The sequence below is a fragment of the Arcobacter sp. YIC-80 genome, assembly GCF_044841725.1.
GTDB lineage: Bacteria > Campylobacterota > Campylobacteria > Campylobacterales > Arcobacteraceae > Arcobacter_B.
Genome location: NZ_JBJBSI010000003.1, coordinates 1 through 25422, shown reverse-complemented (window position 1 = coordinate 25422; position 25422 = coordinate 1). Strand labels below are relative to the sequence as shown.

Sequence of the window (25422 nt, the reverse complement as noted above, 5' to 3'; positions counted from 1 at the left end):
TTTTTTCCTCTCTTTATTGATTATCTCTTAATTGTTCTGCAAAGCTTCTTGCAAGTATATCACATCTTTCATTATGTTCATGACCATCATGACCTCTTACCCATGTTGCACGTATTCTATGTGGTTTTGAAACTTCTATATACTCTCTCCACAATTCAACATTTTTAACAGGTTTTTTACTAGCATTTTTCCAGTTATTTTTAACCCATCCTGTAAGCCATTCGTTTATAGCCTTAACTACATACGTTGAATCAGATATCACGTGAACATCACAAGGCTCTTTTAAGGCTTTTAGTCCTTCAATCACACCTTTTAATTCCATTTTATTATTTGTGGTATTCATTTCTCCACCACAAAGTTCTTTTTCTTTTCCCTTAAATTCAAGAATTGTACCCCAACCACCAGGGCCTGGATTACCTAAACTTGAACCATCACTGTAAAGATTGATTTGCTTCATCAAATCCCTTAGATAAATTATGTTTTACATTAAAAGTTAAAATATTATGGCAATGTGGACATCTTGTATCATAAACAGGATGAACATTTTTACAACTTGAACAAATAAACTCAAAATCTAAAGTAGCATTTGTTTTATGTTCATGCTTATTTAAAGCAATAAGTATATCAAAAACAAAATCTTCACTATGGTTTAAATTATCAAGATATCCTTTTGCATTATAAAGTTCTACAAGAAATTCATTTTTGTAAACTTTTTCAAAATTGATATCGTCAAAATTTAGGTACCACATTAAATCAGTGAAATTCTTAACATCAAACTTATCCACATTTTCCCAAAAAAAAGGTTTATTAAATTGTAATAGGAACTCTGCAAATAATCTTTGAATACTTGGATTATCTAAAAATATTTTATATAATAAATCACTTCTTTTTTCATAAGAATAAACAGGGTCATTTATAATTATTAAAGCATCCAAATATACTTTATCTTTTTGCATATCTTCATTTAATTCTTCTAAACAAGTAGTAACTTCTTTAGCTTTTTCAAACTCTTTTAGTTTCTCATGAATAATTAGAAGCTGTGTTAAAGCATTTTTATTTCTTGGGGAAAATTTTAAAATTCTTAAGAATATATCTTTTGATCTTTGTAAAAAACCACCTTTGAAATATGTAGCTCCAAGTAGTTCTAAAAGTTCTTCTTTTTTAACTCTATCTTTTACATGTTCTAGTAAAGTTAAATATACATTTATTGCCTTATTATAATTCCCTTTATGTAAAAATGTTGAAGCCAAAAGTAAAATTGAATCAAAAGGTAAATTATAAGTTTTATAAAGATGAACATAATCTTCTTCTTTTAATTTTCCAAGTTCAAATCTACGAGAAAGTTTTCTATAATCTTTTCTAGCTACTCTTTCTTTATAAATACCATAAGAGTATGTAAAAAATGAGATTAAAAAGATTAATGCAACAAGTATAATAAGCCCAAAAAGTGGGTCTCTATACTCTAAAACTATATTGTCCAACGCTTACCTTTTACCATACTTTTAATATAAGTAGGTATATTAACATAAAAGTTCATATAAAATAATAAAAGTGTATAATACCTTATGATAAAAAAAGAATCAATAGATAATTTAAAAAATCACCTTGATGTTGTAGATGTAGTATCTCAATTTTTAGAATTAAAAAAATCAGGAGCAAACTTCAAAGCTTGTTGTCCTTTTCATGGAGAGGATACACCTTCTTTTGTGGTAAGCCCAGCAAAACAAATCTATCATTGCTTTGGTTGTGGGGTAGGTGGTGATGCTATAAAGTTTGTAATGGAATATGAAAAATTGTCATATCCAGAAACTTTAGAAAAATTAGCTTCCATGTACAATGTTCAACTTGAATATGACAATGTAAAACAAAAAAAACAAGATGTTAGAGTACTTGAAGATGTTAATAGATTTTATCAAAAGTTATTTATAAATAATAAGACTGCCAAAGAGTATATTAAAAGTAGAGGTATTTCTGAGTTTTTTATTGAAAAATTTGAAATAGGTTATGCTCCTAAATCCAATGATACAATTAATTTTTTAAAAGCAAACCATTATAATTTAAATGAAGCAATTGATTTAGGTGTAATTGATACAGGAACAAATGGCTTATATTCAAGATTTATTGAAAGAATCACATTTCCTATTTATGCAATAAATGGAAGAATTGTAGGTTTTGGAGGTAGAACTATAACAGGACATAATGCTAAGTATGTAAATTCACCTCAAACTAAACTTTTTAATAAATCAAGATTACTTTATGGATATCACTTAGCAAAAGAGAATATTTATAAAAAAAATAGACTAATAGTTTGTGAAGGATATTTAGATGTTATTATGCTTCATCAAGCTGGTTTTAATACCGCAGTTGCCACATTAGGTACAGCTTTAACAAAAGATCACTTACCTCTTATTAGAAGGGGAGAGCCAAAAGTAATTCTTGCTTATGATGGTGATAAAGCAGGTCTTGCAGCAGCTTTTAAGGCTTCTGTCATGTTATCACAAAGTGAATTTGAGGGTGGTGTTGTTATTTTTGGCGAAGGCAAAGATCCTGCTGACATGGTTAAAGATGCTAAGATTGAAGAGCTTGATAAAATGTTTAATACTCCTCAAGATTTTATTTCTTATAGTATTGATTACATTGTGTCTAAGTACGATATAAATAATGCTTCCCAAAAGCAAAAAGCATTAATTGAAGCAAATGATTATTTAAAATCATTAGGTATTCTATATCAAGATGAGTATAAACGTTATATAGCTCAAAAGTTAAATATTAGGGAAAATTTAGTAAAAGTTTCAACTGACATAAGTAGACCTATTCAAGTTGATTTATCAAAAGTAAATATTCAAGAACTATGTATTATAAAAGCTATTTTAGAAAAACCAGAAAGATTGGATACAGTACTAGATTTAGTTGATTCTTCAATGTTTGAAATACATAAAAATGAGTTTGAATTATTATTATCTGATATAAATAATATTTCATTAAATTCGATAGTTTTAAATGAAAAACTAGAAGATTATAATGATGAAAGATTAGAAAAAGAACTTTTAATTCTTTTATATAAGTTTTATACTAAAAAATTAAATGAATTAAAATATGATAAAACATTATCTTTAAGAGAAAAAGGATCACTTTTAAGAAAAACGCAAGATGCTTTAAGACAACTTAAACAAGGTAGGCTTGTAACTTATGATTTATAATTAATTTTTCTTTTAATTTTTTTAGTAGAATAATTTATGTAGAATTGCTGTAAAAGATAAAGAAAGAAGGAAATTAAAATGAAATTTATAGAAAGTGATAATTTACCAGCTGCTATTGGACCATATTCACCTGCTGTAAAAGTAAATGGAATGATTTATACATCAGCACAGGTTCCAGTGACTTTAGATGGGACTTTAGTAGAAAGAGATATAAAAGTACAAACTAGACAAGTTTTATCAAACTTAAGAACATTATTGGAAGATGCTGAAAGTGGAATGAATAATGTTGTAAAAGTATCTATTTATCTAGAAAATATTGAAGACTTTGGAGTTGTAAATGTATTATTTGCTGAAGCATTTGGTGATCATAAACCTGCAAGAAGTACAATATCTACTCAAGGATTACCATTGAATTCTTTAATAATGATTGATGCAGTTGCTACTGCAAGTGACTATCATTAAGCAAATAATCAACCTGACTTAAACAAAGTTTAAAGTAAAATAAGATAGTATTCCGGTTCGAAAAATAAAGTTAGCATGAATTGTCAACGAGAAGTTAGCACATAGAACTGAATATTAGAGGAAGAAAAATGTACGCAATTATTAAGTGTGGTGGAAAACAGTATAAAGTTTCTGAGGGAGATATCCTTAACATTGATTATACTGGTAAAGCTGCTAAAGAAACTTTAGAAATCACTGATGTTTTAGCTGTAAACGATGGTGAATTAAAAACTGGTGATGCTGTATCAGCTGCAAAAGTTGAAGCAGAAGTAGTTTTAGATGGTACTGGTGTAAATAGAGATAGAAAAGTTATTATTTACAAAAAAAGAAGAAGAAAAGATTCAAAATTAAAAAGAGGTTTTAGAAAAAGCTTCACAAAAATTAGAATCACTAAAATTGCTGCTTAAGCAATAAATTCAAGGAGATAATAGTATGGCTCACAAGAAAGGTCAAGGATCTACACAAAATAATAGAGATTCAGCTGGAAAAAGACTTGGTGTTAAAAAATATGGTGGAGAAACAGTAAGAGCTGGTAACATCATCTTAAGACAAAGAGGAACAAAAGTACACGTTGGTGCAAACGTTGGAATTGGAAAAGATCATACAATTTATTCTTTAATTGATGGTGTTGTTAAATTTGAAACTAAAGATAAAAAAAGAAAAAAAGTTTCAGTTTACGCTTCATAATTTCTAAAAGAAAAATGATTTTAAAGGGTGTATGGCTTTTTGCCTGCACCCTTTTTTTATATAAAAATGTAAAATAAAAAGTTAATAGTAGTTGATTTTTTATTTTACATATACCGTGGAGGTTTATAATGTTTATTGATAGTGCCAAATTTTCAGTTTCATCAGGTAAAGGTGGACAAGGATGTGCTTCATTTAGAAGAGAAAAATTTGTAGTAAAAGGTGGTCCTGACGGGGGAGATGGTGGAAAAGGTGGAGATGTTTACTTTATAGTAGATAACAACACTGATACTTTATCTTTTTATAAAGGAAGAAAAGTTTTTAAAGCTGATAATGGAAAACAGGGAATGGGATCAAGAATGACAGGAAAATCAGCTGATCCTTTAATTCTTACTGTTCCTCCTGGAACTCAAGTTATTGATGAAGATACAGGTGAACTTTTATTAGATTTATTAAATGAAGGTGAAAAGGTAAAACTTTTAGAAGGTGGAAAAGGTGGATTAGGTAATGTTCACTTTAAAAACTCAAGAAATCAAAGACCAACTTATTTTCAACCAGGTCTTCCAGGTCAAACTAAAAATATTAGATTAGAGTTAAAACTTATTGCTGATGTTGGTTTAGTTGGATATCCAAATGTTGGTAAATCAACTCTTATTTCGACTACATCAAATGCAAGTCCAGAAGTAGCTAATTATGAATTTACAACATTAACTCCAAAGTTAGGAGTTGTTGAAGTTGGTGATTATAACTCTTTTGTAATGGCTGATATTCCAGGGATTATTGATGGTGCAGCTGATGGTAGAGGATTAGGTTTAGAGTTTTTAAAACATATAGAAAGAACAAAAACACTGCTTTTCTTAATTGATGTAGCTAATTATAGAACTATGCTTGATCAATATAATGTATTAAAAGAAGAAGTTAGTAAATTTTCAAATGAATTATCAACAAGAAATTTTGCAATTGCATTAAGTAAAACAGATGGATATTATGGAGAAGATTTAGAAGGTGATATTAAAAAATTTATTACTGATATTGGTTTAGAAGAATCAAAATCAAATGAGTTTGGATTTGATAAAGAATTACCTTATTATGTTCAAGATTTAACTTATAATAGATTTGATAATAGTAAGCCTTTTTTTGTTTTACCAATTTCTTCTATCACAAGAAAAAATATTGAAGCTATTAAATTCTCATTATACAAATTATTGGAACAAGGAAAATGAAAAGACTTGTAATAAAAGTAGGAACTGCTGTATTAACAGAAAATGGACAACTAGCAATCCAAAGACTATCAGCTTTAGTTGATTTAATTGCAAAATTAAAAAATGATAAGAATTATGAAGTGATTTTAGTATCATCAGGTGCTGTTGGAGCTGGTTTTACATCATTGCAACTTGACAAAACTCAAATTGCTAATAGACAAGCTTTAGCTGCAATAGGTCAGCCTCTTTTATTAAAAAATTATAAAAAAAGATTTAAAGAACACAATATTACTTGTGCACAAATGCTTTTAATTGCAGATGATTTTGATTCTAGAAAAAGAACAAAAAATGCACAAAATGTAATGAAAATTTTACTTGAAAATAAAATTTTACCTATTATAAATGAAAATGACGTAATAGCAAATGATGAACTTCTTTTTGGTGATAATGATCAATTAGCAGCTCATGTAGCATATCATTTTAAAGCAGATATGTTAGCAATATTAAGTGATATTGATGGGTATTATAATAAAAATCCTAGAGAATTCAGTGATGCAGTTATGTTAAAGGTTGTTTCATCTATAAATGAGGAAGAGTTACAAATGAAACATACTGCAAACTCTGAGTTTGCTACAGGTGGAATAGTTACAAAGTTAAAAGCTGCTGATTTTTTAATGAAACATAATATACCAATGTATTTATCCTCAGGATTCGATTTAACAAATGCTTATGATTTTTTAGTTGATGAAAATCATAAAAGTGGAACAATTTTTAAGAAATAAAGGTTTAAAATGTCAAAAAAAGTTTTATTTATGGGAACACCTGATTATGCAACTAAGATTTTTGAAGAGTTGCTAAATAGTGCTTATGAAGTTGTAGCTTTATTTACTCAGCCAGATAAAAAAGTAGGTAGAAAACAGGTCTTAACTCCTCCTCATATAAAACAATTTTGTATCGATAAAAATTTAGATATTCCTATTTTTCAACCAGAAAAGTTAAAAAATAATGATGAAGCTAAAAATCAAATTCAAAGTTTTAATCCAGATTTTATTATTGTTGCTGCTTATGGACAAATATTACCTAAAGAAATTTTAGAAATAGCCCCTTGTATAAATCTTCATGCATCTTTACTTCCTAAATATAGAGGAGCAAGTCCAATTCAAGAATCACTACTTAATGATGATAAATATACCGGTGTTACTTCTATGTTAATGGAAGAAGGATTAGATAGTGGAGATATTTTAGGCTTACACTATTTAAAAATAACGCCTGAGATGGAAGTTACAAAAGCTTTTAATAAACTTTCTGTAATCGCAGCAAAGTTAACTATAACTACTTTAGATAACTTTGAAAATATAAAACCTAAAAAACAAAACAATGCTGAAGTTAGTTTTTGTGGTAAAATCAAAAAAGAAGATGGTTTAATTTCTTTTGTGGATGCAAAAAAAGTATATTTGAAATATAAAGCATATAGTTTTTGGCCAGGAATTTTTTTAGAATCAAAACTTAAAATAAAAGATATAAAACTTATAGAAACACAATCTTTAAATAAAGAAGGGGAAATATTAGAAATTAATTCTGATAATATTGTAGTAGGGTGTAAATATGGCTCTTTAAAAATTCTAACAATTCAAGCACCATCTAAAAAAGCAGTATCATCTGTTGATTATATAAGAGGACAAAGATTAAATTTAGGAGATATTTTATCTTAAATTAAAATACAACATATTTATCCTAAATATGTTGTATATGCTGTAATAGTAAACAGACTTAATAGTACTCCCAATACTAAAGAGTTAATAGCAATTTTTTCATCTAAGCCACCTTTTATAGCAAGCACAGTAGCCATTGTCATAGGTGGCATAGCAACTTCAATAATTGTAACTTTAACCCATGTTTCCTCAATTCCATAGAATAACTGAAATCCTAAAAGTACAATAATAGGAACAATTAACATTTTTAAAATCATTGCCATTGAAACCACATGAAATTTTGAAAAAATATGTTTTAACTCAAGTTTCATTCCTATGGCAATCATTGCAATAGGAACAAGTGTTGCTCCTAATGTTTCAGATGTAAGAATTAAGAAGTTTGGTACTTCAAAATTTTTTGCTATTACAGTAATTAAAAACATAATTGAAGGTGGAAATAAAAACACACTTTTAAATATTGATTTAACATTATTTTTTCTTCCACTACCCCAAGTAATTATAAACATACCAATAGAAACTAATAATAAAAAAGAACCAAATAAATCATATATTAATCCATATACAATATAATCTTGACCATAAAAAGCATCAATATAAGAAAAGCCTATGAAAGAAGTATTACCAAATGTTGCCATAATCATAAAAGTAGCAAGTATTAGTTTATCTAATTTCATTAATCTTCCAATAAAATATGCAAGAGCTAAATTAAATAAAATAAAACCAATAAACATCAATATAAGACTTAGAATTCTATCATCAAGTGTTAAAGGATAAATTTTAGAAAATACTATTGCAGGAAGTGAAAAGTAGATTATAAATTCAATTAATTGTTTAGAATTGTCATGAAAAACAACTTTAAATAAATACCCAAGAAAAAGATATAAAGCTATTGGTAAAACTGGATCTAACATAAGTACCTTTTTTAAATGATTATATTTAATACAATCTTGTAAAGCAATAATGTATAATAATCAAATGAAAATTATAAGATTAAATAAAGTAGATTCTACTCATTCATACTTAAAAAATTATATAAATAATAATGAATTGGATGAAATAACTTGTATCGTAACAGATCAACAGACTAATGGTATTGGAAGTAGAGGAAATTCTTGGACAGGAAAAAAAGGAAATCTTTTCTTCTCTTTTGCATTATGTAAAAACTCTTTGCCCCAAGATTTGCCTTTACAAACATCTTCAATATATTTTTCATTTTTATTGAAAATAATACTAAAGAAAAGTGGTTCAAAAGTATGGCTAAAATGGCCTAATGATTTTTATATTGATGATAAAAAAATTGGTGGTACTATTACAAATTTAAATAAAGATATTGTTTTATGTGGTATTGGATTAAATTTGATTGAAGTAAGTAAAGAATTTGGAAAATTAGATATTGCCATAGATAGGGAGGTATTATTAGAAAACTATTTTTTTGAATTAAAAAAACAAATTTCATGGAAGCAAATTTTTAGCGACTATAAGATAGAATTCGATAAGAGTAGAAAATTCCAAGCAACCATTGATAACGAAAAAATTCCATTAAAAAATGCAATACTCAATAGTGATGGTTCAATTAACTTAAATAATAAAAAGGTATTTAGTTTACGATGACAGAAATTATTTCAATAGCTAACCAAAAAGGTGGAGTAGGTAAGACTACTACAGCTGTAAATTTAAGTGCTGCACTTGCCCTAGAAGGTAAAAGAGTACTATTAATTGATGCTGACCCACAAGCTAATGCAACAACATCATTAGGTTTCCAAAGAGATACTTATGAATATAACATTTATCATGTAATGTTAGGTACAAAAGAGTTACCTGAAATTATGTTAGACTCAGAAATAGAAAACTTAAAAGTAGCTCCTTCTAATATTGGATTAGTTGGAATAGAAAAAGAGTTCTATAAAAATATGAAAGATAGAGAATTAGTTTTAAAAAGAAAAATTGATCCTGTAAAAAAAGATTTTGATTATATTATTATTGATTCACCTCCTGCATTGGGACCAATCACTATTAATACATTAAGTGCTTCAAATTCTGTATTAATTCCAATTCAATGTGAGTTTTTTGCATTAGAAGGATTAGCTCAATTATTAAACACAATTAAATTAGTGAAACAAACTATTAATAAATCATTACAAATAAGAGGTTTTTTACCAACTATGTATAGTTCTCAAAACAACTTATCAAAGCAAGTCTTTGCTGACTTAGCACAGCATTTTGAGAGTAAACTATTTAAAATTGATGATAGTTCTTATGTTGTTATCCCCAGAAATATTAAACTTGCAGAAAGTCCAAGTTTTGGAAAACCAATCATGTTATATGATGCAAGTGCAACAGGTACAAAAGCTTATACAAATCTTGCAAAAGCAATTGCAGGTTAAAAATCTAATTAGGAAGAGAAAATATGGCATTAGGTAGAGGATTAGGAGAATTATTAGGTGAAGTTGAAACTGCTTATGAAACTTCAAATACAAATAATGAAAGTAAAGACACAATGGAATTGGATGTATCATTAATAAGTACAAATCCATATCAACCTAGAAAAATATTTGATGAAGAAAAGTTAAAAGAATTAAGTGATTCTATTATAGAACATGGTTTGTTACAACCTATTACTGTTATTCAAAAAGATGATTTTGAATATGTTTTAGTTGCAGGGGAGAGAAGATTAAGAGCTCATAAGTTAGCAAACCTTGATAAAATTAAAGCATTTATAATAGATGCTGATGAAATGAAATTAAGAGAACTTGCCTTAATTGAAAATATTCAAAGAGATGATTTAAATATTGTTGAACTTGCATATTCTTATGCTCAATTAATAAATGAACATGATTTAACACATGAAGAATTATCTAAAAAAGTTTTTAAGTCAAGAACATCAATTACAAATACTTTAAGACTATTACAATTATCATCTTATGTACAACAACTATTAGCTAATAGTAAAATTAGTGCAGGACATGCAAAAGTTATGCTTGGTCTTACTGATGAAGATCAAAAAATGGTTGCAGATTCAGTAATTGGTCAAAAATTATCTGTAAGAGAAACAGAAAAATTAATTAAAGATTTGAAGTCAAAAAACAATCCTGAAGTAAAAAAGAGTAAAAAAGTAACAACTTATGACTTTAATCCACTTAAAGATGTAGTAGAAACACTTAAAAGTAGCGATTTAAAGGTAAAAGCTGAAAAAAACTACTTCAAAATAGAAATAAACTCACAAGAAGATATTGATAAGATTTCTTCTTACTTTAAGTTACAATAGTAACAAAAAATAAAATTTTAAAACGTAATTTATTCCTTTAATATTACTTTATATTTAACTTTGCTAAAATATACGAGTTTTAGTTAAACTAAACTGTAAAAAATATGGAGGAATGAATGTTAGACATAAGTCCTGTATTATTGCTTAGCTCTGGTATCATCTTTCTTTTAGTTGTTGCTAGGCTAAACAGCTGTCTGTTCAAGCCTTTACTAAAGCACATGGATGATAGAGCAGAATCTATTAAAAAAGATTTAGAAGATGCAAAATCAAACGGTGCAGATGTAGATGGTATGATCGCTGAAGCAAATAAAGTAATTGCAGATGCGAAAAAAGAAGCAGCTGCTATTAGAGAACAAGCTTATAAGGAAGCAAAAGAGAGTGCTGATGCAAAACTTGCTAGCGCTAAGTCTAATTTGGAAGCAAAATCTGCAGAATTTGCTAAGAATTTGGAAGAGGAAACTAAAGCATTAAAAGATTCTTTAGTATCGTCAATGCCTCAATTCAATGAGAGCTTAAAAGCTAAGCTTAGCTCAATTTAATTAGGAAAAATGATATGAAGAAACTTTTAGTACTTGGTGTAGCTGCTTTAGCTCCACTTTCATTATTTGCTGCTGCTGGTGCGGAAACTGATTACGATATCGTACAGAGAACCGTTAACTTTATAATTTTTGCTGGAATTTTATGGTATTTACTTGCTGATAAAATTAAAGCATTTTTTGCTGATAGAACTCTATCTATTCAAGCAGAGCTTGACAAAGTACAAGATACTTTAAAAGCGTCTGAAGATAAAGTAAATGAGGCTCAAAAACAACTTGATGATGCAAAAAAACTTGCAGCTGAAATTGTTGAAAACGCAAAAGCTGATATTGATTCAGTTAAAGAAAAAGTTGCTGTTGCAGTTAATTCTGATATCACTAATTTAGAAAAAAATCTAGAAGAAATGATTAAAGTTGAAACATCAAAAGCAAAAAGAGAAGTTGTTGCAGAAGTTCTTGAAGAGCTATTAAAATCAGATAATATTAAACTTTCTCAAGATGAGTTAGCTAATATTGTTCTAAAGAAGGTAGCATAATGAATGATCTAATAGCAAAAAGATATGTAAAAGCGTTAGTTGATGGTAGAGATAGTAAAACTATTAAAGCATTAAGTGCTAACTTAAATACTATTTCAACAGCTTATGCTGATGAAAAGTTTAATTCTATTGTTTCTTCTCCTGAAGTAAGTGATAGTAAAAAAGTAGAGTTAGTATTATCATTAGTTAAAAAAACTGATGAAACTTTAACTAACTTCGTGAAATTACTTGGTGAAAAAAGAAGACTTACTTTATTACCAGATATTGCAGCTGAACTTGATGTTCAAATTGCAAAATTAAATAATGAGTATGTTGGTGTTGTTTATACAAACCAAGAACTTTCAAAAGAATATGTTTCTTCAATTGAAGAACAATTTAGTAAAAAATTTGATGTTAACTTATCATTATCTCAAAATGTTTGTGATTATGATGGTATTAAAGTAGATATTGATGGACTTGGGGTTGAAATCTCTTTCTCGAAAGATAGATTAAAATCTCAAATGATTGATCATATTTTAAAAGCAGTTTAGAACTTATAAAGGAGAAATTGAATGGGTGCAAAAATTCAAGCTGATGAAATCAGTTCTATAATTAAAGAGAGAATTGATAACTTTGAATTAAATGTAGATGTAAATGAAACTGGAAAGATCATCTCTTTTGCAGATGGTGTTGCTCAAGTTTACGGTCTAAAAAATGTAATGGCTGGTGAGATTGTAGAGTTTGAAAATGGCGAAAAAGGTGTTGCTTTAAACTTAGAAGAATCTTCTGTGGGTGTTGTTGTACTTGGTAAAGGTGAAGGATTAAGAGAAGGAACTTCTTGTAAAAGACTTGGAAAATTACTTGAAACACCAGTTGGACCTAATATGGTTGGAAGAGTTGTAAATGCACTTGGTGAACCAATTGATGGTAAAGGTGCTATAGAAGCTGCTGAAACAAGATTTGTTGAAGAAAAAGCTCCAGGAATCATGGCAAGAAAATCTGTACATGAGCCATTACAAACTGGTATTAAAGCAATTGATGCACTAGTTCCAATCGGAAGAGGTCAAAGAGAGCTTATTATTGGTGATAGACAAACTGGTAAGACTACAGTTGCTGTTGATACAATTCTTAACCAAAAAGATCAAGATGTAAAATGTATTTATGTTGCAATTGGTCAAAAAGCATCTACTATTGCTGCTATTGTTAGAACATTAGAAGAAGCTGGTGCAATGGAATATACTACTATTGTAAATGCAGGTGCTGCTGATTCTTCAGCATTACAATTCTTAGCTCCTTATACAGGTGTTACAATTGGTGAGTATTTTAGAGATAATGGTCAACATGCATTAATCGTATATGATGATTTAACTAAGCACGCAGTTGCATATAGAGAAATGTCATTATTATTAAGAAGACCTCCAGGTAGAGAGGCATTCCCAGGGGATGTATTCTATCTACACTCAAGATTATTAGAAAGAGCTGCTAAAATGTCAGATGAGAAGGGTGCTGGTTCTATGACTGCATTACCAATCATTGAAACACAAGCAGGTGACGTTGCGGCATATATTCCAACAAACGTTATTTCTATTACAGACGGACAAATTTTCTTAGAAACTAACCTTTTCAATTCAGGTATTAGACCGGCAATTAACGTTGGTTTATCAGTATCAAGAGTTGGTGGTGCTGCACAAATTAAAGCTACTAAGCAAGTTGCTGGTACTTTAAAATTATCATTAGCACAGTTTAGAGAGTTAGAAGCGTTTGCTCAATTCGCATCAGACCTAGATGAGTCAACAAGAAAAGAACTTGAACTTGGTCAAAGAATGGTTGAAGTATTAAAACAAGGTGTTAATGCTCCATTAGTAATTGAAAAACAAATTGTAATTATTTATGCAGGTACAAAAGGTTATTTAAATGATGTTGCTGTTGGTGATGTTGTTAGATTTGAAGCTGAATTACATGCATTCTTTGAACAAAAATACTCTAATATCTTAGAGGCAATTAAAGCTAAGAAAAAAATTGATGATGAGACTGAAGCTGAGTTAAAAGCTGCTTTAGAAGAGTTTAAAACAGTATTTAGTGCAAACTAAGGATTAGTTAATGGCTAACTTAAAAGAAATTAAATTACAAATTGGTAGTGTAAAAAATACTCAGAAAACAACTAAAGCTATGAAGCTTGTATCTTCTGCGAAACTTACTAGAACTAGACAATTGTCTGAGCAAGCTAAAAGTTACGCAAATAAGATAAATGATGTACTTTCTGATATTGCTGCTAGAGTTAGCAAAGTTCAAGATGAAGGAAATATCGGTAGAGCATTTGTTCCAAATGATAACCCAAAAACAGTTGATATTGTTTTTGTTACTGCTGACAAAGGACTTTGTGGTGGTTTTAATATGGCAACAATTAAAACTGTTAGTAAAATTAAAGCTGAGCAAGAAGCAAAAGGTGCTACAGTTAGATTAAGAGCTGTTGGAAGAAAGGGAATTGATTTCTTTAACTTCCAAGGTGTAGAATTAGACCAAACAGTTAATGACCTTTCTTCTGCTCCTGATTATGACAGAGCGGCTGATTTTATTAAAGATGTTGTAGAAGACTTTAAAAATGAGAAAACAGATAAAGTTATTGTTGTTTATAATGGATTCTTAAACATGCTTACTCAGGAAATTAGAGTAAGAGAATTGTTACCAATTAGCTTAGAGAATGTTGAATCAAGTGATACAGAATCTATGTTAGATATTGAGCCAGATGATGATGAAGAAGTGTTAGATGAATTAACAGGTAAATATATTGATTTCAATATGTATTACGGTTTAATTGATTCTTTAGCTGCTGAACATTCTGCAAGAATGCAAGCAATGGAAGCAGCAACAAAGAATGCAAAAGAAAAAGTTGATTCTTTAACAGTTGAATATAATAAAGCTAGACAAGCTGCAATTACAACAGAGCTGATAGAAATTATCAGTGGTGTTGAATCGTTAAAATAATTTAAAGGAGCTACCCGTATGAAAGGTAAAATTATTCAGGTAATGGGTCCTGTTGTTGATGTAGAATTCGACGGATACTTACCAGAAATTAATGAAGCTATTGAAGTTACATTAGCAGATGCTAATGCTGATAGATTAGTATTAGAAGTTGCTGCACACATTGGTGATAGTAGAGTTAGAACTATTGCGATGGATATGACTGAAGGTTTAACAAGAGGTCAAGAGTGTACTGCTACAGGAGGACCAATTAAGGTTCCTGTTGGTGAAGATGTTTTAGGAAGAATCTTTAACGTTATTGGTGACCCTGTTGATGAAGGTGAAGCAATTTCAGAAGATGCTCCAAGATGGTCTATTCATAGATCTGCTCCTTCTTTTGAAGAGCAATCAACTAAAACAGAAATGTTTGAAACTGGTATCAAAGTAGTTGACTTATTAGCACCATATTCAAAAGGTGGTAAAGTTGGACTATTTGGTGGTGCTGGTGTTGGTAAAACAGTTATTATCATGGAGCTTATCCATAATGTTGCATTCAAACACTCTGGTTATTCAGTATTTGCTGGTGTTGGTGAGAGAACAAGAGAAGGTAATGACCTTTATTACGAAATGAAAGACTCTAACGTACTTGACAAAGTTGCATTATGTTATGGTCAAATGAGTGAGCCTCCAGGTGCAAGAAATAGAATTGCATTAACTGGTCTTACTATGGCTGAGTACTTTAGAGATGAAAAAGGTCTTGACGTACTAATGTTCGTTGATAACATCTTTAGATTTGCACAATCAGGTTCTGAGATGTCAGCTTTATTAGGAAGAATTCCTTCAGCTGTTGGTTACCAACCAACACTTGCTTCAGAAATGGGTAAATTACAAGAGAGAATTACTTCAACTAATAAAGGTTCAATTACTTCTGTTCAAGCTGTATATGTACCTGCGGATGACTTAACAGATCCAGCTCCTGCTTCTGTATTCGCTCACTTAGATGCAACTACAGTACTTAACAGAAAAATTGCTGAAAAAGGTATTTACCCAGCAGTTGATCCATTAGACTCTACTTCAAGAATCTTAAGTGCAGACGTTATAGGTCAAGAGCATTATGATGTTGCAAGAGGTGTTCAATCAGTTCTTCAAAAATACAAAGATTTACAAGATATTATTGCAATTCTTGGTATGGATGAGTTATCTGAAGAAGATAAACTTGTTGTTGCAAGAGCAAGAAAAATTGAGAGATTCTTATCTCAACCATTCTTCGTAGCAGAGGTATTTACAGGTTCTCCTGGTAAATATGTTGAATTAAAAGATACTATTGCTGGATTTAAAGGGATTTTAGAAGGTAAATATGATGATATCCCTGAAATGGCGTTCTATATGGTTGGTGGAATGGATGAGGCTTTAGCAAAAGCTGAAAATATGAAATAATAACCATAAGGTATAACATGGATACAATTAAACTATCAATCGTTAGTCCAAACGGTGAGATATTTAATGATGATGTTAAAACTGTAACTCTTCCTGGAAAAGAGGGAGAGTTCGGTGTTTTAGCAGGTCATGCATCATTAGTTTCATCTTTAACTGTTGGAGTAATCGTAATTGAAAAAGACGACTCTACTGAAGCTGTTGCTATTAACTGGGGACATGTTAAAGTAGATGAAAAATCTGTAGATGTTTTAGTAGATGGAGCAATCGCATTAACTCAAGGTGCTGATTCTGAAATCTCTAAAAATATAGATGCTGCAAAAGAATTAGTTAATTCTGTTAAAGATTCTAACGTTTCTGTTGCTGCAGTTGAAGCAAAAATTAATTCATTTGCATAATAGCTTATGACAAACACAATACTAAATTATTTGGCAAATAGTAGTGCTATAACTTATATAGTTTTAGCACTATTGTCATTGTACTTATTTATTACTTTTTGGATTTTTATTTATAGATATGTTTCTTTAAAAGGCTTAATAATTAATGAAGAAAAATCCCTTGAATCTTTAACTTCGAGAGATGCTACATTTTCTCCTTTTTCGTCTTTAAATAAATGTTCAAATAATAGTTCTTCAAGAGAATTACTTCATGCTTGTGAAATTAATATTATTAAAGAAGCAAGTGCTGGTATTTCTTGGTTAGCAATTATTTCTTCAACATCTCCATTTATTGGTTTATTTGGTACTGTTGTTGGAATCCTTGAGTCATTTGCTAAATTTTCAGGACATTCAAAAGTTGGATTCTCTTTAATTGCACCTGCTATTTCAGAAGCACTTGTTGCAACTGCTGCTGGAATTTTTGTGGCTATTTTTGCTTATACATTCCATCAAGTGTTAACTAGAAAAGTATATGAATTAAATACTTATATTAAGGCACAAGCTGAAATTTTAATTGCTAAAGGTTAATTTTGTACGATTTTAACCAAAAACCTGATTTAAACATAACACCTTTAGTTGATATTATGTTAGTTCTTCTAGCTATATTAATGGTAACTGCACCTGTAATAGAGTTTGAAGAACCTGTTAATCTTCCTAAAGGAAGCAAATCAAAACAAATTCAAGATTTTAAAAAGATTAATATTTTTATTACTAAAGATAGAATTGTAAAAATTAATAAGCAAAAAACTATTCGTATTGAAGAATTTGCTGATAATTTTTTATTGTTTTCAAATGGAAAAGATCAGAAAACTCCAATTCATATTAGAGCTGATAAAGACTTGATTTATAATGATGTTATATTTATATTGAAATCTGTAAAAGAAGCAGGGTTTTATAAAGTCTCATTAGTCACTGATGGTTAATTTATGCAAAAGAAATCATTTTTATTTATTTCAGGAATAATCTCTTTTTTTATTTATATTTTTATTTGCTTTATTTTTATTTACTATATAGTAAGTCCAAAAACTAAAACTTTTAATATTAAAACTAAGCAAACAGTTATTCAATTAGATATGATAATTGAAAAAAGTAATAAAAAAAGAGTTGCTAAAAAAGAAAAAATAAAAGAAAATAAACCTAAAAAAGATGTTGATAAATCAGCATCTATTTCAAATAAAAAAAGGCCTGATTTAAAATCTCTATTTGGTAATGTTAAAACAAAAGATATAAAAGTTAAGAAAGAAGAAGTAAATAATGTTAAAAAATCTGTTGACCCAAAAAGGTTTAAAGCAAAATTTGAAAGAGAAAAAAAATCATCAAATGTAAAAATAGATAAAATTTTAGATGATAAACTTACAACTACAAATGTTAGTTCAAAAAATTTAAGTAAAAATGATGAGAGTGATGAGTATTTTTCAAAAATTAATGAAATGCTTTCAGTATGGACTCCTACAACAAGAGAAGAAAATTTAATTGCTACAATTATTATTAATATTTCACCTAGTGGAGAATTTAGTTATAGATTTATAAAATTTTCTGAAAATATCAGTTTTGATCAATCTTTAAAAGCTTTTTTAGAAGAACAAAAAAGTATAATATATCCTAAACCTAAAAAAGGTAAAACTGTTACAATCAGTGTTAACTTTAGATCAGAAGGATAATATATGAAAAAAATTTTAGCTTTAATTTTTATTTTAACAACTTTTTTATTTGCACAAATAGATGCAAACTTAGAAATTATAAAAAAAACTAAAACGCTACCTAGTATAGCAGTTAATATTGCTAGTGATTCAGCTGAAATTGCTACATTAAGTAAAATAAAAGAAATATTAGTAAAAGACTTTATAATTAGTGGTCATTTTGATGTTTCTTTATCAAATAATGAACTTAAATTTGAAGATGAACCTGATGTTATTAGATTAGCTAATGAGAGTTTAGACTTATATCTTAGTCTTAGTGCAAAAAAGAACTTAGATGGTTCATATACTCTTTTTACAAAACTTTATGATATTAATGCAAAAACATTGACTTTACAAAAGAGTTATACTACTTTAAAAGAGAATAGATATCCATTTTTAGCACATAGAACAGCAATTAGTGTAAATGATCATTTTAAAGCTCCAAGTATTTCATGGATGGATAAATTTGTAGTATTTTCAAATTATGTAGGAAGTAAAAAAGCTAATATAATGATAGGTGATTATACTTTAACTTATAAAAAAACTATTATTAGAGGAGGTTTAAATGTTTTTCCTAAATGGGCAGATCCAAAACAAAAATCTATTTACTACACTTCTTATAATTACGAAAAACCTACATTAGTTAAGCTAAATATATATACACAACAAAAAAATGTAATTATGCAATCTGATGGTATGATTGTTGCTTCTGATGTAAGTAAAGATGGCTCAAAAGTTTTAATTACTGCTTCCCCAAATAACCAACCTGATATTTATTTATATAATACATTGAGTAAAAAAGCAAAACAAGTTACAAATTATAGTGGTATTGATGTGGGTGCACAATTTATTGATGATGAATCTAGAATGGTATTTATTTCTGATAGATTAGGTTATCCTAATGTTTTTGCTAAATCTTTTAATTCAAGGGGTGTTGAAAGATTAGTTTACCATAGTAGAAATAATTCTTCTGCTACTTCTTATAAAGATAATATTGTTTATGTTAGTAGAGAAAATGAAAATGAATTTGCAGACAGGACATTTAATTTATATTTAATGTCAACAAAATCAGATAATTTGAAAAGATTAACTTCAAGTGGAATTAATCAATTTCCTAAGTTTTCTCAAAATGGAGAATCTTTGTTATTTATAAAAAATTTAAATGGACAAAGTTCAGTAGGAATTATAAGGCTTAATTTTAATAAATCGTATCTTTTTCCACTATACAATGGGAAAATACAATCTATTGATTGGTAACGAATAATGATTAATTAAGTTTTGATTTTGTAAAATCAAAGTAAATTTTTAATTCTAAGGACAAATTTATGAAAAAAATTAGCATTTACTCTTTCTTAATTGCATCTGTTTTATTTACAGGTTGTAGTGAAAAAAATGTAGACATGAATGTAAATAATGAACCTGAACAAAATTCAGAAACAGTGTTAAATACAATTCCTGATACAAATGTAGAACAAGTAATGGACGGTAGCTTTTCAATGATTGAAAAAGCAGAAAATGGTGCTTACTACATGATTAATGGGAAAAAAGTATTTATTGAAAACATTTATTTTGGATTTGATAAGTATAATTTAACTGCTGATATGAAAGAAAAAGCAATGTCTAATGCTTCTAAATTATCTGCTTTAAATTCATCAACTACAATCAAAGTAACTGGTAATACAGATGAATGGGGAACTGATGAATATAACTATGCATTAGGTTTAAAAAGAGCAAAATCTGTAAAAAATGTATTAGAAAACAATGGTGTTGAAGCAAATATTGCTTTAGTAACATTAGGTGAAAGTAATCCTGTTTGTTCTGAGAAGAATAAAAATTGTTGGTCAAAAAACAGAAGAGTTGAACATACTCTAGTTAAATAATTCTATGAATAAATATCTTGCATCTTTTTTGATCACAGTTTCAATAGCAGGAGCCCAAGAGGTTTCTGTTTTTGGAGCAGGTGATTTAAATTCAAAAAATCCATACGGTCTTAACTCTGCTGAAAAACATATATTAAAAAATCAAAAAAAATTAAATAGCATTAATTCTAAGATTAATGATGTTAATTTACTTATTGATTCTTTAAAGAAAAGATTAGAAGGTCTAGAGTCTATTTATGAAGGAGATTCATCAAAGCTTAATGCAACTGTATTAAGAATGAATGAACTAATGAAAAAAGTAGAAATGTCTTCTGAATTAGCTTCTAAAAATAGTACTGAAACAGCAGAAATAAAATCAGTTTCTGAACAACTTTTAACAATGAAAGAAGAAACTGATAAAGAAGTTAGAACTAGTATTGTTACTCTAAAAAAAGCAGTTTCAAAAATATCAAAACTTGTTAACAAAATAAACAAAGAGTATGTTTCTGCAAGTGAACTTAGAAAAAATATGGATCAATTTATTACTCGTGCAGAATTTGAAAATTTAAAGAAAGCTCTAGGCGTTTCAAATTCTTCAAAGGTAATAGAAGAAGTTTCTAAGAAAACTTCAAAAAGTGAAAACTCTTCAAAAAAATTATCAACAGCCCAAAAATCTAAGATAATGAAGGAAGCAAAAGAGCAATATTCTAAAAAATATTTTAAATATGCTATTCCCAAATTTGAAAAGTTAATTTCATTAAATTATAAACCTGCTGAAAGTAATTATTACTTAGGTGAAATGTGGTATGTAAGAAAGAAATATGATCTTGCAATAAGTCATTTTAAAAAATCTGCTATTCTAAATGATAAAGCAGCTTATATGCCATCATTATTATTGCACAGTGCTATTTCATTTGAACACATAGGAAATAAAGAAAATGCAAAAAGTTTTTATAGTACTTTAATTGATCTTTATCCAAATTCAAATGAGAAAAAAATAGCTCAAAAAAATTTAAATAAATTATAAATCTTAATAAGGAAAAAATATGTCAAAAGTTATTGGTATTGAATATACTTTAAAAGACGCTAACAGTGGTGAACAATTAGACACTAATGTTGGGCAAGCTCCTTTAGAATTTATTGCTGGAAAAGGTCAAATTATTCCAGGATTAGAATCTAAATTAGTAGAAATGGCTGAAAATGATAAAGCAGATGTTTTAGTTGAAGCAAAAGATGGGTACGGTGAGTACAATGAAGAAGCAATACAAGTTTTACCAAAAGAGCAATTTGCTGGTATTGAATTAACAGAAGGAATGTCTTTATACGGAACTGGTGAAAATGGTGAGACTGTACAAGTTGTAGTTAAATCTTTCACTGATTCTGATGTTACTATTGATTATAATCACCCAATGGCTGGAAAAACTTTAATGTTCTCGGTATTAGTTACTTCAATGAGAGCTGCTACAGAAGAAGAAATGCAAACAGGTGTTGTTGGTGGTATGGCTGCAATGAGTGGTGGATGTTGTGGTGGTGGAAGCCAGCAACAATCTACTGGTGGTTGTGGTTGTAATTAATAGTTGCTAGGTTAGCAAAATATTCTACAAGTTTAACTTGTAAATTGATTATAACAAATCATTTTTTGCCCAAGTGTTTTTTACACTTGGGCAAAACTATTTCTTAAGGTTTGTTTTTTATAAACTTTAACAAATAGTTTTTATAAACTAATTATTTTAAATAAAAAGGTATTTACAATGAAAAAAGTTGCTTTTATTTTTCCAGGACAAGGAAGTCAAAGTATTGGAATGGGAAAAGATTTCTTTGAAAATAGTGATATTGCAAAAGATATGATTTCAAAAGCTAGTGAAAGATTAGGAGTTAATTTTGAAGAGCTTTTATTTGAAGAGAATGACAACTTAGGTAAAACTGAATATACACAACCTGCAATTTTATTAGTAAGTTCAATTGCCAATGCGATTTTTAAAGAAAATTGTGATATTAAACCAGAATTTGTTTTAGGACATTCTCTTGGAGAATTTTCAGCATTAGTTAGTGCGGGAGCAATTGATTATTTAGACGCTATTGAATTAGTACATAGAAGAGGTTTATTTATGACTGAAGCTTGTTCTGGTGGAGGTGCTGGAATGATGGCTTTAGTTGGTTTAGATGATAGTATAGTTGAAAATATTTGTGAAGAACAAAGAAAAGCAGGTAAACAAATATGGCCTGCGAACTATAATATGGATGGACAATTAGTTTTAGCAGGAATTAAATCTGATTTAGAAAGTTTAGTAGATACTTTCAAAGAAGCAGGTGCAAAAAGAGCTATTGTATTAGATATGTCTGTTGCAAGTCATTGTGAATTATTAGAAAGTGCTGTTGAGAATTTAAAACCATATTTAGAAGAATATTTAAAAGATGAATTTTCTCCTGTTGTTTCAAATGTTACTACAGAAGTTTATACTACAAAAGATGAAGCAATAGAACTTCTGGCTTCACAACTTGTTAAACCAGTAAAATATAAGCAGTCAATTTTAGCTCATAAAAATGTTGATGCCTTTATAGAATTTGGAAATGGAATAGTATTAAAAGGATTAAATAGAAAAATTGTTAAAGTAGTACCTACTTTAAATGTAAGTGATATGAAGTCTTTAGAAAAGACAATTGAGGATTTAAATGACTAAAATTGCAATTATGGGAGCTATGGAAGAAGAAATAGAACCTCTTTTAGCTCATTTTGAAAATGTAAATATTGTAGAGTTTGCTGATAATAAATATTATGAAGTAAACTATAAAGGTATAGATATAGTTATTGCTTATTCTAAAATAGGAAAAGTTTTTGCAAGTTTAACAGCTGCAACAATGATTGAAAAATTTGGATGTAATGCACTTCTTTTTTCTGGTGTTGCAGGAGGGATTAACCCTGAATTAAAAATAGGTGATTTAATAATTGCTGATAAATTATGTCAACATGACTTAGACATTACTGCATTTGGACATCCAAATGGATACGTTCCAGGGGGAAGTGTTTTTGTTGAGACATCTGAAAAACTAAGAACTATTGCTAAAAAAGTAGCTAAAGAAAATGATTTAAGAGTTATAGAAGGTACAATTGCTACAGGTGATCAATTTGTACATTCAAATGATCGAAAAGAATTTATAGAAACTACTTTTAAAGCTGATGCCTTAGAAATGGAAGGGGCAAGTGTTGCAGTTGTATGTGATGCATTAAATATTCCTTTCTTTGTATTAAGAGCTATTTCTGATACAGCAGACGGTGGAGCTGATATTGATTTTGATGAGTTTTTAAAATCATCAGCAGTTAACTCTGCAAATTATATGATAAAAATTGTTGATAATTTAATAGACTAGTTATCAAAAATCCCATAACCAATCTTAAAAATATTGGTTATGGACTCTTATTTTCTTCTTTAGTAATAATAACCTTTCAGCATATAATCTTTAACAAACAAAAAAAAGTTAAAAAAAACCAAAAAAGAGAAGTAAAAACCCAATAAAAGCATAGTAAAAAGCAGAAAAAAAGACAAAAAGATTACAAATTGAGCAATTTAAGTTAATATTTAGGAAAACTTCTTGACAAAGGGGAGAAATTTGTCTATAATTCCCGTCCAATTTCAGAGGAACGACAAAAAGTTCTAAAGAGATTAAGATCTTTAAAAACGAAGGTTAATAAGAAGTAATTTTTATAAACCGAATATAGAATAAACGATATAAAAACAAGAAGAACAATTCTTGTCTATTTAAGTTTTTTACAATCAAAAGATTATAAAAACATTTTGAGTGATAGTTTTGTTAATGTAACAATTAATAAAAATTGTCAGTTTCAGATTTTTCAATTATGGAGAGTTTGATCCTGGCTCAGAGTGAACGCTGGCGGCGTGCTTAACACATGCAAGTCGAACGAGAACGGAACTAGCTTGCTAGTTTGTCAGCTAAGTGGCGCACGGGTGAGTAATATATAGGTAATGTGCCCTAGAGAAGAGGATAACAGTTGGAAACGACTGCTAAGACTCTATATGCCTTTAAGACAGAAGTCTGCAAGGGAAATATTTATAGCTCTAGGATCGGCCTGTACGGTATCAGTTAGTTGGTGAGGTAATGGCTCACCAAGACAATGACGCCTAACTGGTTTGAGAGGATGATCAGTCACACTGGAACTGAGACACGGTCCAGACTCCTACGGGAGGCAGCAGTGGGGAATATTGCACAATGGGGGAAACCCTGATGCAGCAACGCCGCGTGGAGGATGACACATTTCGGTGCGTAAACTCCTTTTATATAGGAAGATAATGACGGTACTATATGAATAAGCGCCGGCTAACTCCGTGCCAGCAGCCGCGGTAATACGGAGGGCGCAAGCGTTACTCGGAATCACTGGGCGTAAAGAGCGTGTAGGCGGGTGAATAAGTTTGAAGTGAAATCCTATAGCTCAACTATAGAACTGCTTTGAAAACTGTTCACCTAGAATATGGGAGAGGTAGATGGAATTTCTGGTGTAGGGGTAAAATCCGTAGAGATCAGAAGGAATACCGATTGCGAAGGCGATCTACTGGAACATTATTGACGCTGAGACGCGAAAGCGTGGGGAGCAAACAGGATTAGATACCCTGGTAGTCCACGCCCTAAACGATGTACACTAGTTGTTGTGAGGCTAGACCTTGCAGTAATGCAGTAAACACATTAAGTGTACCGCCTGGGGAGTACGGTCGCAAGATTAAAACTCAAAGGAATAGACGGGGACCCGCACAAGCGGTGGAGCATGTGGTTTAATTCGACGATACGCGAAGAACCTTACCTGGACTTGACATAGTAAGAACTTTTAAGAGATTAGAAGGTGTCTGCTTGCAGAAGCTTATATACAGGTGCTGCACGGCTGTCGTCAGCTCGTGTCGTGAGATGTTGGGTTAAGTCCCGCAACGAGCGCAACCCTCGTGTTTAGTTGCTAACAGTTCGGCTGAGAACTCTAAACAGACTGCCTGGGTAACCAGGAGGAAGGTGAGGACGACGTCAAGTCATCATGGCCCTTACGTCCAGGGCTACACACGTGCTACAATGGGGTATACAAAGAGCAGCGATACGGTGACGTGGAGCAAATCTCAAAAATATCTCCCAGTTCGGATAGTAGTCTGCAACTCGACTACTTGAAGTTGGAATCGCTAGTAATCGTAGATCAGCAATGCTACGGTGAATACGTTCCCGGGTCTTGTACTCACCGCCCGTCACACCATGGGAGTTGAACTCATTCGAAGCGGGGATGCTAAGATAGCTACCCTCCACAGTGGATTCAGCGACTGGGGTGAAGTCGTAACAAGGTAACCGTAGGAGAACCTGCGGTTGGATCACCTCCTTTCAGAGAAGAGAGAAGTTATTCGATTAACTTCTCCAAAGCTATCAAAGATAGCAAAAAAAAGGGTATATC

At 29.8% G+C, this 25422-nt stretch carries 29 protein-coding genes and 1 rRNA gene; 27 read left to right on the top strand and 3 right to left on the bottom strand.

Annotated features, from left to right (window positions below; genetic code table 11):
- Positions 1-13: 13 nt before the first annotated feature.
- Both rnhA and ACH5BK_RS05705 read right to left on the bottom strand, forming a co-directional pair.
- Positions 14-457 carry a ribonuclease HI gene (gene rnhA / locus ACH5BK_RS05710; RefSeq protein ID WP_404305339.1) on the bottom strand — a complete coding sequence of 148 codons (444 nt, stop codon included), beginning with the start codon at positions 455-457 and terminating at the stop codon, positions 14-16.
- Positions 432-1481 (bottom strand): tetratricopeptide repeat protein, encoded by a 1050-nt coding sequence (locus tag ACH5BK_RS05705; RefSeq protein ID WP_404305337.1) that lies wholly within the window; start codon positions 1479-1481, stop codon positions 432-434. The genes rnhA and ACH5BK_RS05705 overlap by 26 nt, the downstream gene beginning before the upstream one ends.
- A gap of 84 nt (positions 1482-1565) precedes the next feature.
- Between ACH5BK_RS05705 and dnaG the strand changes: the two genes are divergently transcribed.
- The 7 genes from dnaG to fmt all read left to right on the top strand — a co-directional run bounded on the left by dnaG (position 1566) and on the right by fmt (position 7299).
- Complete coding sequence (gene dnaG, locus ACH5BK_RS05700) at positions 1566-3200, top strand: DNA primase (protein WP_404305335.1); 1635 nt, start codon at positions 1566-1568, stop codon at positions 3198-3200.
- 78 nt (positions 3201-3278) lie between these two features.
- The gene (locus ACH5BK_RS05695; RefSeq protein ID WP_404305333.1) at positions 3279-3662 is read left to right on the top strand and encodes a Rid family detoxifying hydrolase; all 384 of its coding nucleotides are present in this window, start codon (positions 3279-3281) and stop codon (positions 3660-3662) included.
- 128 nt (positions 3663-3790) lie between these two features.
- On the top strand, positions 3791-4108 hold the full coding sequence (gene rplU, locus ACH5BK_RS05690; protein ID WP_254576007.1) for a 50S ribosomal protein L21: 318 nt from the start codon (positions 3791-3793) through the stop codon (positions 4106-4108).
- 25 nt (positions 4109-4133) lie between these two features.
- Positions 4134-4388: a 50S ribosomal protein L27 gene (gene rpmA / locus ACH5BK_RS05685; protein ID WP_404305331.1), complete on the top strand. Its 255-nt coding sequence runs from the start codon at positions 4134-4136 to the stop codon at positions 4386-4388.
- Between the two features lie 128 nt (positions 4389-4516).
- Complete coding sequence (obgE, locus tag ACH5BK_RS05680; protein ID WP_404305329.1) at positions 4517-5608, top strand: GTPase ObgE; 1092 nt, start codon at positions 4517-4519, stop codon at positions 5606-5608.
- Positions 5605-6369, top strand: a complete 765-nt coding sequence (proB, locus tag ACH5BK_RS05675) for a glutamate 5-kinase (RefSeq protein WP_404305327.1) — start codon at positions 5605-5607, stop codon at positions 6367-6369. The genes obgE and proB overlap by 4 nt, the downstream gene beginning before the upstream one ends.
- 9 nt (positions 6370-6378) lie before the next feature.
- A complete protein-coding gene (fmt, locus tag ACH5BK_RS05670) occupies positions 6379-7299 on the top strand; it encodes a methionyl-tRNA formyltransferase (RefSeq protein ID WP_404305325.1) in 921 nt (306 codons plus the stop codon).
- A gap of 17 nt (positions 7300-7316) precedes the next feature.
- Here the strand turns inward: fmt and ACH5BK_RS05665 are convergent, their stop codons facing one another.
- The gene (locus ACH5BK_RS05665) at positions 7317-8210 is read right to left on the bottom strand and encodes an AEC family transporter (RefSeq protein WP_404305324.1); all 894 of its coding nucleotides are present in this window, start codon (positions 8208-8210) and stop codon (positions 7317-7319) included.
- Between the two features lie 64 nt (positions 8211-8274).
- Between ACH5BK_RS05665 and ACH5BK_RS05660 the strand changes: the two genes are divergently transcribed.
- The 20 genes from ACH5BK_RS05660 to ACH5BK_RS05565 all read left to right on the top strand — a co-directional run bounded on the left by ACH5BK_RS05660 (position 8275) and on the right by ACH5BK_RS05565 (position 25353).
- Positions 8275-8910, top strand: a complete 636-nt coding sequence (locus tag ACH5BK_RS05660; protein WP_404305322.1) for a biotin--[acetyl-CoA-carboxylase] ligase — start codon at positions 8275-8277, stop codon at positions 8908-8910.
- The gene (locus tag ACH5BK_RS05655) at positions 8907-9683 is read left to right on the top strand and encodes a ParA family protein (RefSeq protein WP_404305320.1); all 777 of its coding nucleotides are present in this window, start codon (positions 8907-8909) and stop codon (positions 9681-9683) included. The genes ACH5BK_RS05660 and ACH5BK_RS05655 overlap by 4 nt, the downstream gene beginning before the upstream one ends.
- 23 nt (positions 9684-9706) lie before the next feature.
- A complete protein-coding gene (locus ACH5BK_RS05650; protein WP_404305318.1) occupies positions 9707-10564 on the top strand; it encodes a ParB/RepB/Spo0J family partition protein in 858 nt (285 codons plus the stop codon).
- Positions 10565-10680: 116 nt separating this feature from the next.
- The gene (locus ACH5BK_RS05645; protein WP_404305316.1) at positions 10681-11103 is read left to right on the top strand and encodes a F0F1 ATP synthase subunit B'; all 423 of its coding nucleotides are present in this window, start codon (positions 10681-10683) and stop codon (positions 11101-11103) included.
- A gap of 14 nt (positions 11104-11117) precedes the next feature.
- Positions 11118-11636, top strand: a complete 519-nt coding sequence (locus tag ACH5BK_RS05640; RefSeq protein WP_404305314.1) for a F0F1 ATP synthase subunit B — start codon at positions 11118-11120, stop codon at positions 11634-11636.
- A complete protein-coding gene (locus tag ACH5BK_RS05635) occupies positions 11636-12166 on the top strand; it encodes a F0F1 ATP synthase subunit delta (protein WP_404305312.1) in 531 nt (176 codons plus the stop codon). The genes ACH5BK_RS05640 and ACH5BK_RS05635 overlap by 1 nt, the downstream gene beginning before the upstream one ends.
- Before the next feature lie 21 nt (positions 12167-12187).
- The gene (gene atpA, locus ACH5BK_RS05630) at positions 12188-13705 is read left to right on the top strand and encodes a F0F1 ATP synthase subunit alpha (RefSeq protein WP_404305310.1); all 1518 of its coding nucleotides are present in this window, start codon (positions 12188-12190) and stop codon (positions 13703-13705) included.
- A gap of 10 nt (positions 13706-13715) precedes the next feature.
- Complete coding sequence (atpG, locus tag ACH5BK_RS05625) at positions 13716-14600, top strand: ATP synthase F1 subunit gamma (RefSeq protein WP_404305308.1); 885 nt, start codon at positions 13716-13718, stop codon at positions 14598-14600.
- Positions 14601-14618: 18 nt separating this feature from the next.
- Complete coding sequence (gene atpD, locus ACH5BK_RS05620; RefSeq protein WP_404305306.1) at positions 14619-16013, top strand: F0F1 ATP synthase subunit beta; 1395 nt, start codon at positions 14619-14621, stop codon at positions 16011-16013.
- Positions 16014-16030: 17 nt separating this feature from the next.
- The gene (gene atpC, locus ACH5BK_RS05615) at positions 16031-16408 is read left to right on the top strand and encodes an ATP synthase F1 subunit epsilon (RefSeq protein WP_404305304.1); all 378 of its coding nucleotides are present in this window, start codon (positions 16031-16033) and stop codon (positions 16406-16408) included.
- 6 nt (positions 16409-16414) lie between these two features.
- The gene (locus ACH5BK_RS05610) at positions 16415-16975 is read left to right on the top strand and encodes a MotA/TolQ/ExbB proton channel family protein (protein ID WP_404305302.1); all 561 of its coding nucleotides are present in this window, start codon (positions 16415-16417) and stop codon (positions 16973-16975) included.
- 2 nt (positions 16976-16977) lie between these two features.
- Positions 16978-17370 carry an ExbD/TolR family protein gene (locus ACH5BK_RS05605; RefSeq protein ID WP_404305300.1) on the top strand — a complete coding sequence of 131 codons (393 nt, stop codon included), beginning with the start codon at positions 16978-16980 and terminating at the stop codon, positions 17368-17370.
- 3 nt (positions 17371-17373) lie between these two features.
- Entirely contained in the window at positions 17374-18108 is a 735-nt protein-coding gene (locus ACH5BK_RS05600; RefSeq protein ID WP_404305298.1) for a TonB C-terminal domain-containing protein, read from the top strand.
- Between the two features lie 3 nt (positions 18109-18111).
- Positions 18112-19383, top strand: coding sequence for a Tol-Pal system protein TolB (tolB, locus tag ACH5BK_RS05595; RefSeq protein WP_404305296.1), 1272 nt, complete (start codon positions 18112-18114; stop codon positions 19381-19383).
- Between the two features lie 68 nt (positions 19384-19451).
- Positions 19452-20006 (top strand): OmpA family protein, encoded by a 555-nt coding sequence (locus ACH5BK_RS05590; RefSeq protein WP_404305294.1) that lies wholly within the window; start codon positions 19452-19454, stop codon positions 20004-20006.
- 4 nt (positions 20007-20010) lie between these two features.
- Positions 20011-21012, top strand: a complete 1002-nt coding sequence (locus ACH5BK_RS05585; protein ID WP_404305292.1) for a tetratricopeptide repeat protein — start codon at positions 20011-20013, stop codon at positions 21010-21012.
- A gap of 19 nt (positions 21013-21031) precedes the next feature.
- A complete protein-coding gene (locus ACH5BK_RS05580; protein WP_404305290.1) occupies positions 21032-21559 on the top strand; it encodes a peptidylprolyl isomerase in 528 nt (175 codons plus the stop codon).
- A 177-nt stretch (positions 21560-21736) separates the two neighbouring features.
- Entirely contained in the window at positions 21737-22666 is a 930-nt protein-coding gene (fabD, locus tag ACH5BK_RS05575) for an ACP S-malonyltransferase (protein WP_404305288.1), read from the top strand.
- Entirely contained in the window at positions 22659-23354 is a 696-nt protein-coding gene (locus ACH5BK_RS05570) for a 5'-methylthioadenosine/adenosylhomocysteine nucleosidase (protein WP_404305286.1), read from the top strand. The genes fabD and ACH5BK_RS05570 overlap by 8 nt, the downstream gene beginning before the upstream one ends.
- Positions 23355-23838: 484 nt before the next feature.
- Positions 23839-25353 (top strand): 16S ribosomal RNA (locus ACH5BK_RS05565).
- The last annotated feature ends 69 nt before the right edge of the window (positions 25354-25422 follow it).

Excerpts from the sequence above, each read along its gene's own strand:
- rnhA (WP_404305339.1), bottom strand. The coding sequence starts at position 457 with ATGAAGCAAATCAATCTTTACAGTGATGGTTCAAGTTTAGGTAATCCA.
- dnaG (WP_404305335.1), top strand. The coding sequence starts at position 1,566 with ATGATAAAAAAAGAATCAATAGATAATTTAAAAAATCACCTTGATGTT.
- ACH5BK_RS05695 (WP_404305333.1), top strand. The coding sequence starts at position 3,279 with ATGAAATTTATAGAAAGTGATAATTTACCAGCTGCTATTGGACCATAT.
- rplU (WP_254576007.1), top strand. The coding sequence starts at position 3,791 with ATGTACGCAATTATTAAGTGTGGTGGAAAACAGTATAAAGTTTCTGAG.
- rpmA (WP_404305331.1), top strand. The coding sequence starts at position 4,134 with ATGGCTCACAAGAAAGGTCAAGGATCTACACAAAATAATAGAGATTCA.
- obgE (WP_404305329.1), top strand. The coding sequence starts at position 4,517 with ATGTTTATTGATAGTGCCAAATTTTCAGTTTCATCAGGTAAAGGTGGA.
- proB (WP_404305327.1), top strand. The coding sequence starts at position 5,605 with ATGAAAAGACTTGTAATAAAAGTAGGAACTGCTGTATTAACAGAAAAT.
- fmt (WP_404305325.1), top strand. The coding sequence starts at position 6,379 with ATGTCAAAAAAAGTTTTATTTATGGGAACACCTGATTATGCAACTAAG.
- ACH5BK_RS05665 (WP_404305324.1), bottom strand. The coding sequence starts at position 8,210 with ATGTTAGATCCAGTTTTACCAATAGCTTTATATCTTTTTCTTGGGTAT.
- ACH5BK_RS05660 (WP_404305322.1), top strand. The coding sequence starts at position 8,275 with ATGAAAATTATAAGATTAAATAAAGTAGATTCTACTCATTCATACTTA.
- ACH5BK_RS05655 (WP_404305320.1), top strand. The coding sequence starts at position 8,907 with ATGACAGAAATTATTTCAATAGCTAACCAAAAAGGTGGAGTAGGTAAG.
- ACH5BK_RS05650 (WP_404305318.1), top strand. The coding sequence starts at position 9,707 with ATGGCATTAGGTAGAGGATTAGGAGAATTATTAGGTGAAGTTGAAACT.
- ACH5BK_RS05645 (WP_404305316.1), top strand. The coding sequence starts at position 10,681 with ATGTTAGACATAAGTCCTGTATTATTGCTTAGCTCTGGTATCATCTTT.
- ACH5BK_RS05640 (WP_404305314.1), top strand. The coding sequence starts at position 11,118 with ATGAAGAAACTTTTAGTACTTGGTGTAGCTGCTTTAGCTCCACTTTCA.
- ACH5BK_RS05635 (WP_404305312.1), top strand. The coding sequence starts at position 11,636 with ATGAATGATCTAATAGCAAAAAGATATGTAAAAGCGTTAGTTGATGGT.
- atpA (WP_404305310.1), top strand. The coding sequence starts at position 12,188 with ATGGGTGCAAAAATTCAAGCTGATGAAATCAGTTCTATAATTAAAGAG.
- atpG (WP_404305308.1), top strand. The coding sequence starts at position 13,716 with ATGGCTAACTTAAAAGAAATTAAATTACAAATTGGTAGTGTAAAAAAT.
- atpD (WP_404305306.1), top strand. The coding sequence starts at position 14,619 with ATGAAAGGTAAAATTATTCAGGTAATGGGTCCTGTTGTTGATGTAGAA.
- atpC (WP_404305304.1), top strand. The coding sequence starts at position 16,031 with ATGGATACAATTAAACTATCAATCGTTAGTCCAAACGGTGAGATATTT.
- ACH5BK_RS05610 (WP_404305302.1), top strand. The coding sequence starts at position 16,415 with ATGACAAACACAATACTAAATTATTTGGCAAATAGTAGTGCTATAACT.
- ACH5BK_RS05600 (WP_404305298.1), top strand. The coding sequence starts at position 17,374 with ATGCAAAAGAAATCATTTTTATTTATTTCAGGAATAATCTCTTTTTTT.
- tolB (WP_404305296.1), top strand. The coding sequence starts at position 18,112 with ATGAAAAAAATTTTAGCTTTAATTTTTATTTTAACAACTTTTTTATTT.
- ACH5BK_RS05590 (WP_404305294.1), top strand. The coding sequence starts at position 19,452 with ATGAAAAAAATTAGCATTTACTCTTTCTTAATTGCATCTGTTTTATTT.
- ACH5BK_RS05585 (WP_404305292.1), top strand. The coding sequence starts at position 20,011 with ATGAATAAATATCTTGCATCTTTTTTGATCACAGTTTCAATAGCAGGA.
- ACH5BK_RS05580 (WP_404305290.1), top strand. The coding sequence starts at position 21,032 with ATGTCAAAAGTTATTGGTATTGAATATACTTTAAAAGACGCTAACAGT.
- fabD (WP_404305288.1), top strand. The coding sequence starts at position 21,737 with ATGAAAAAAGTTGCTTTTATTTTTCCAGGACAAGGAAGTCAAAGTATT.
- ACH5BK_RS05570 (WP_404305286.1), top strand. The coding sequence starts at position 22,659 with ATGACTAAAATTGCAATTATGGGAGCTATGGAAGAAGAAATAGAACCT.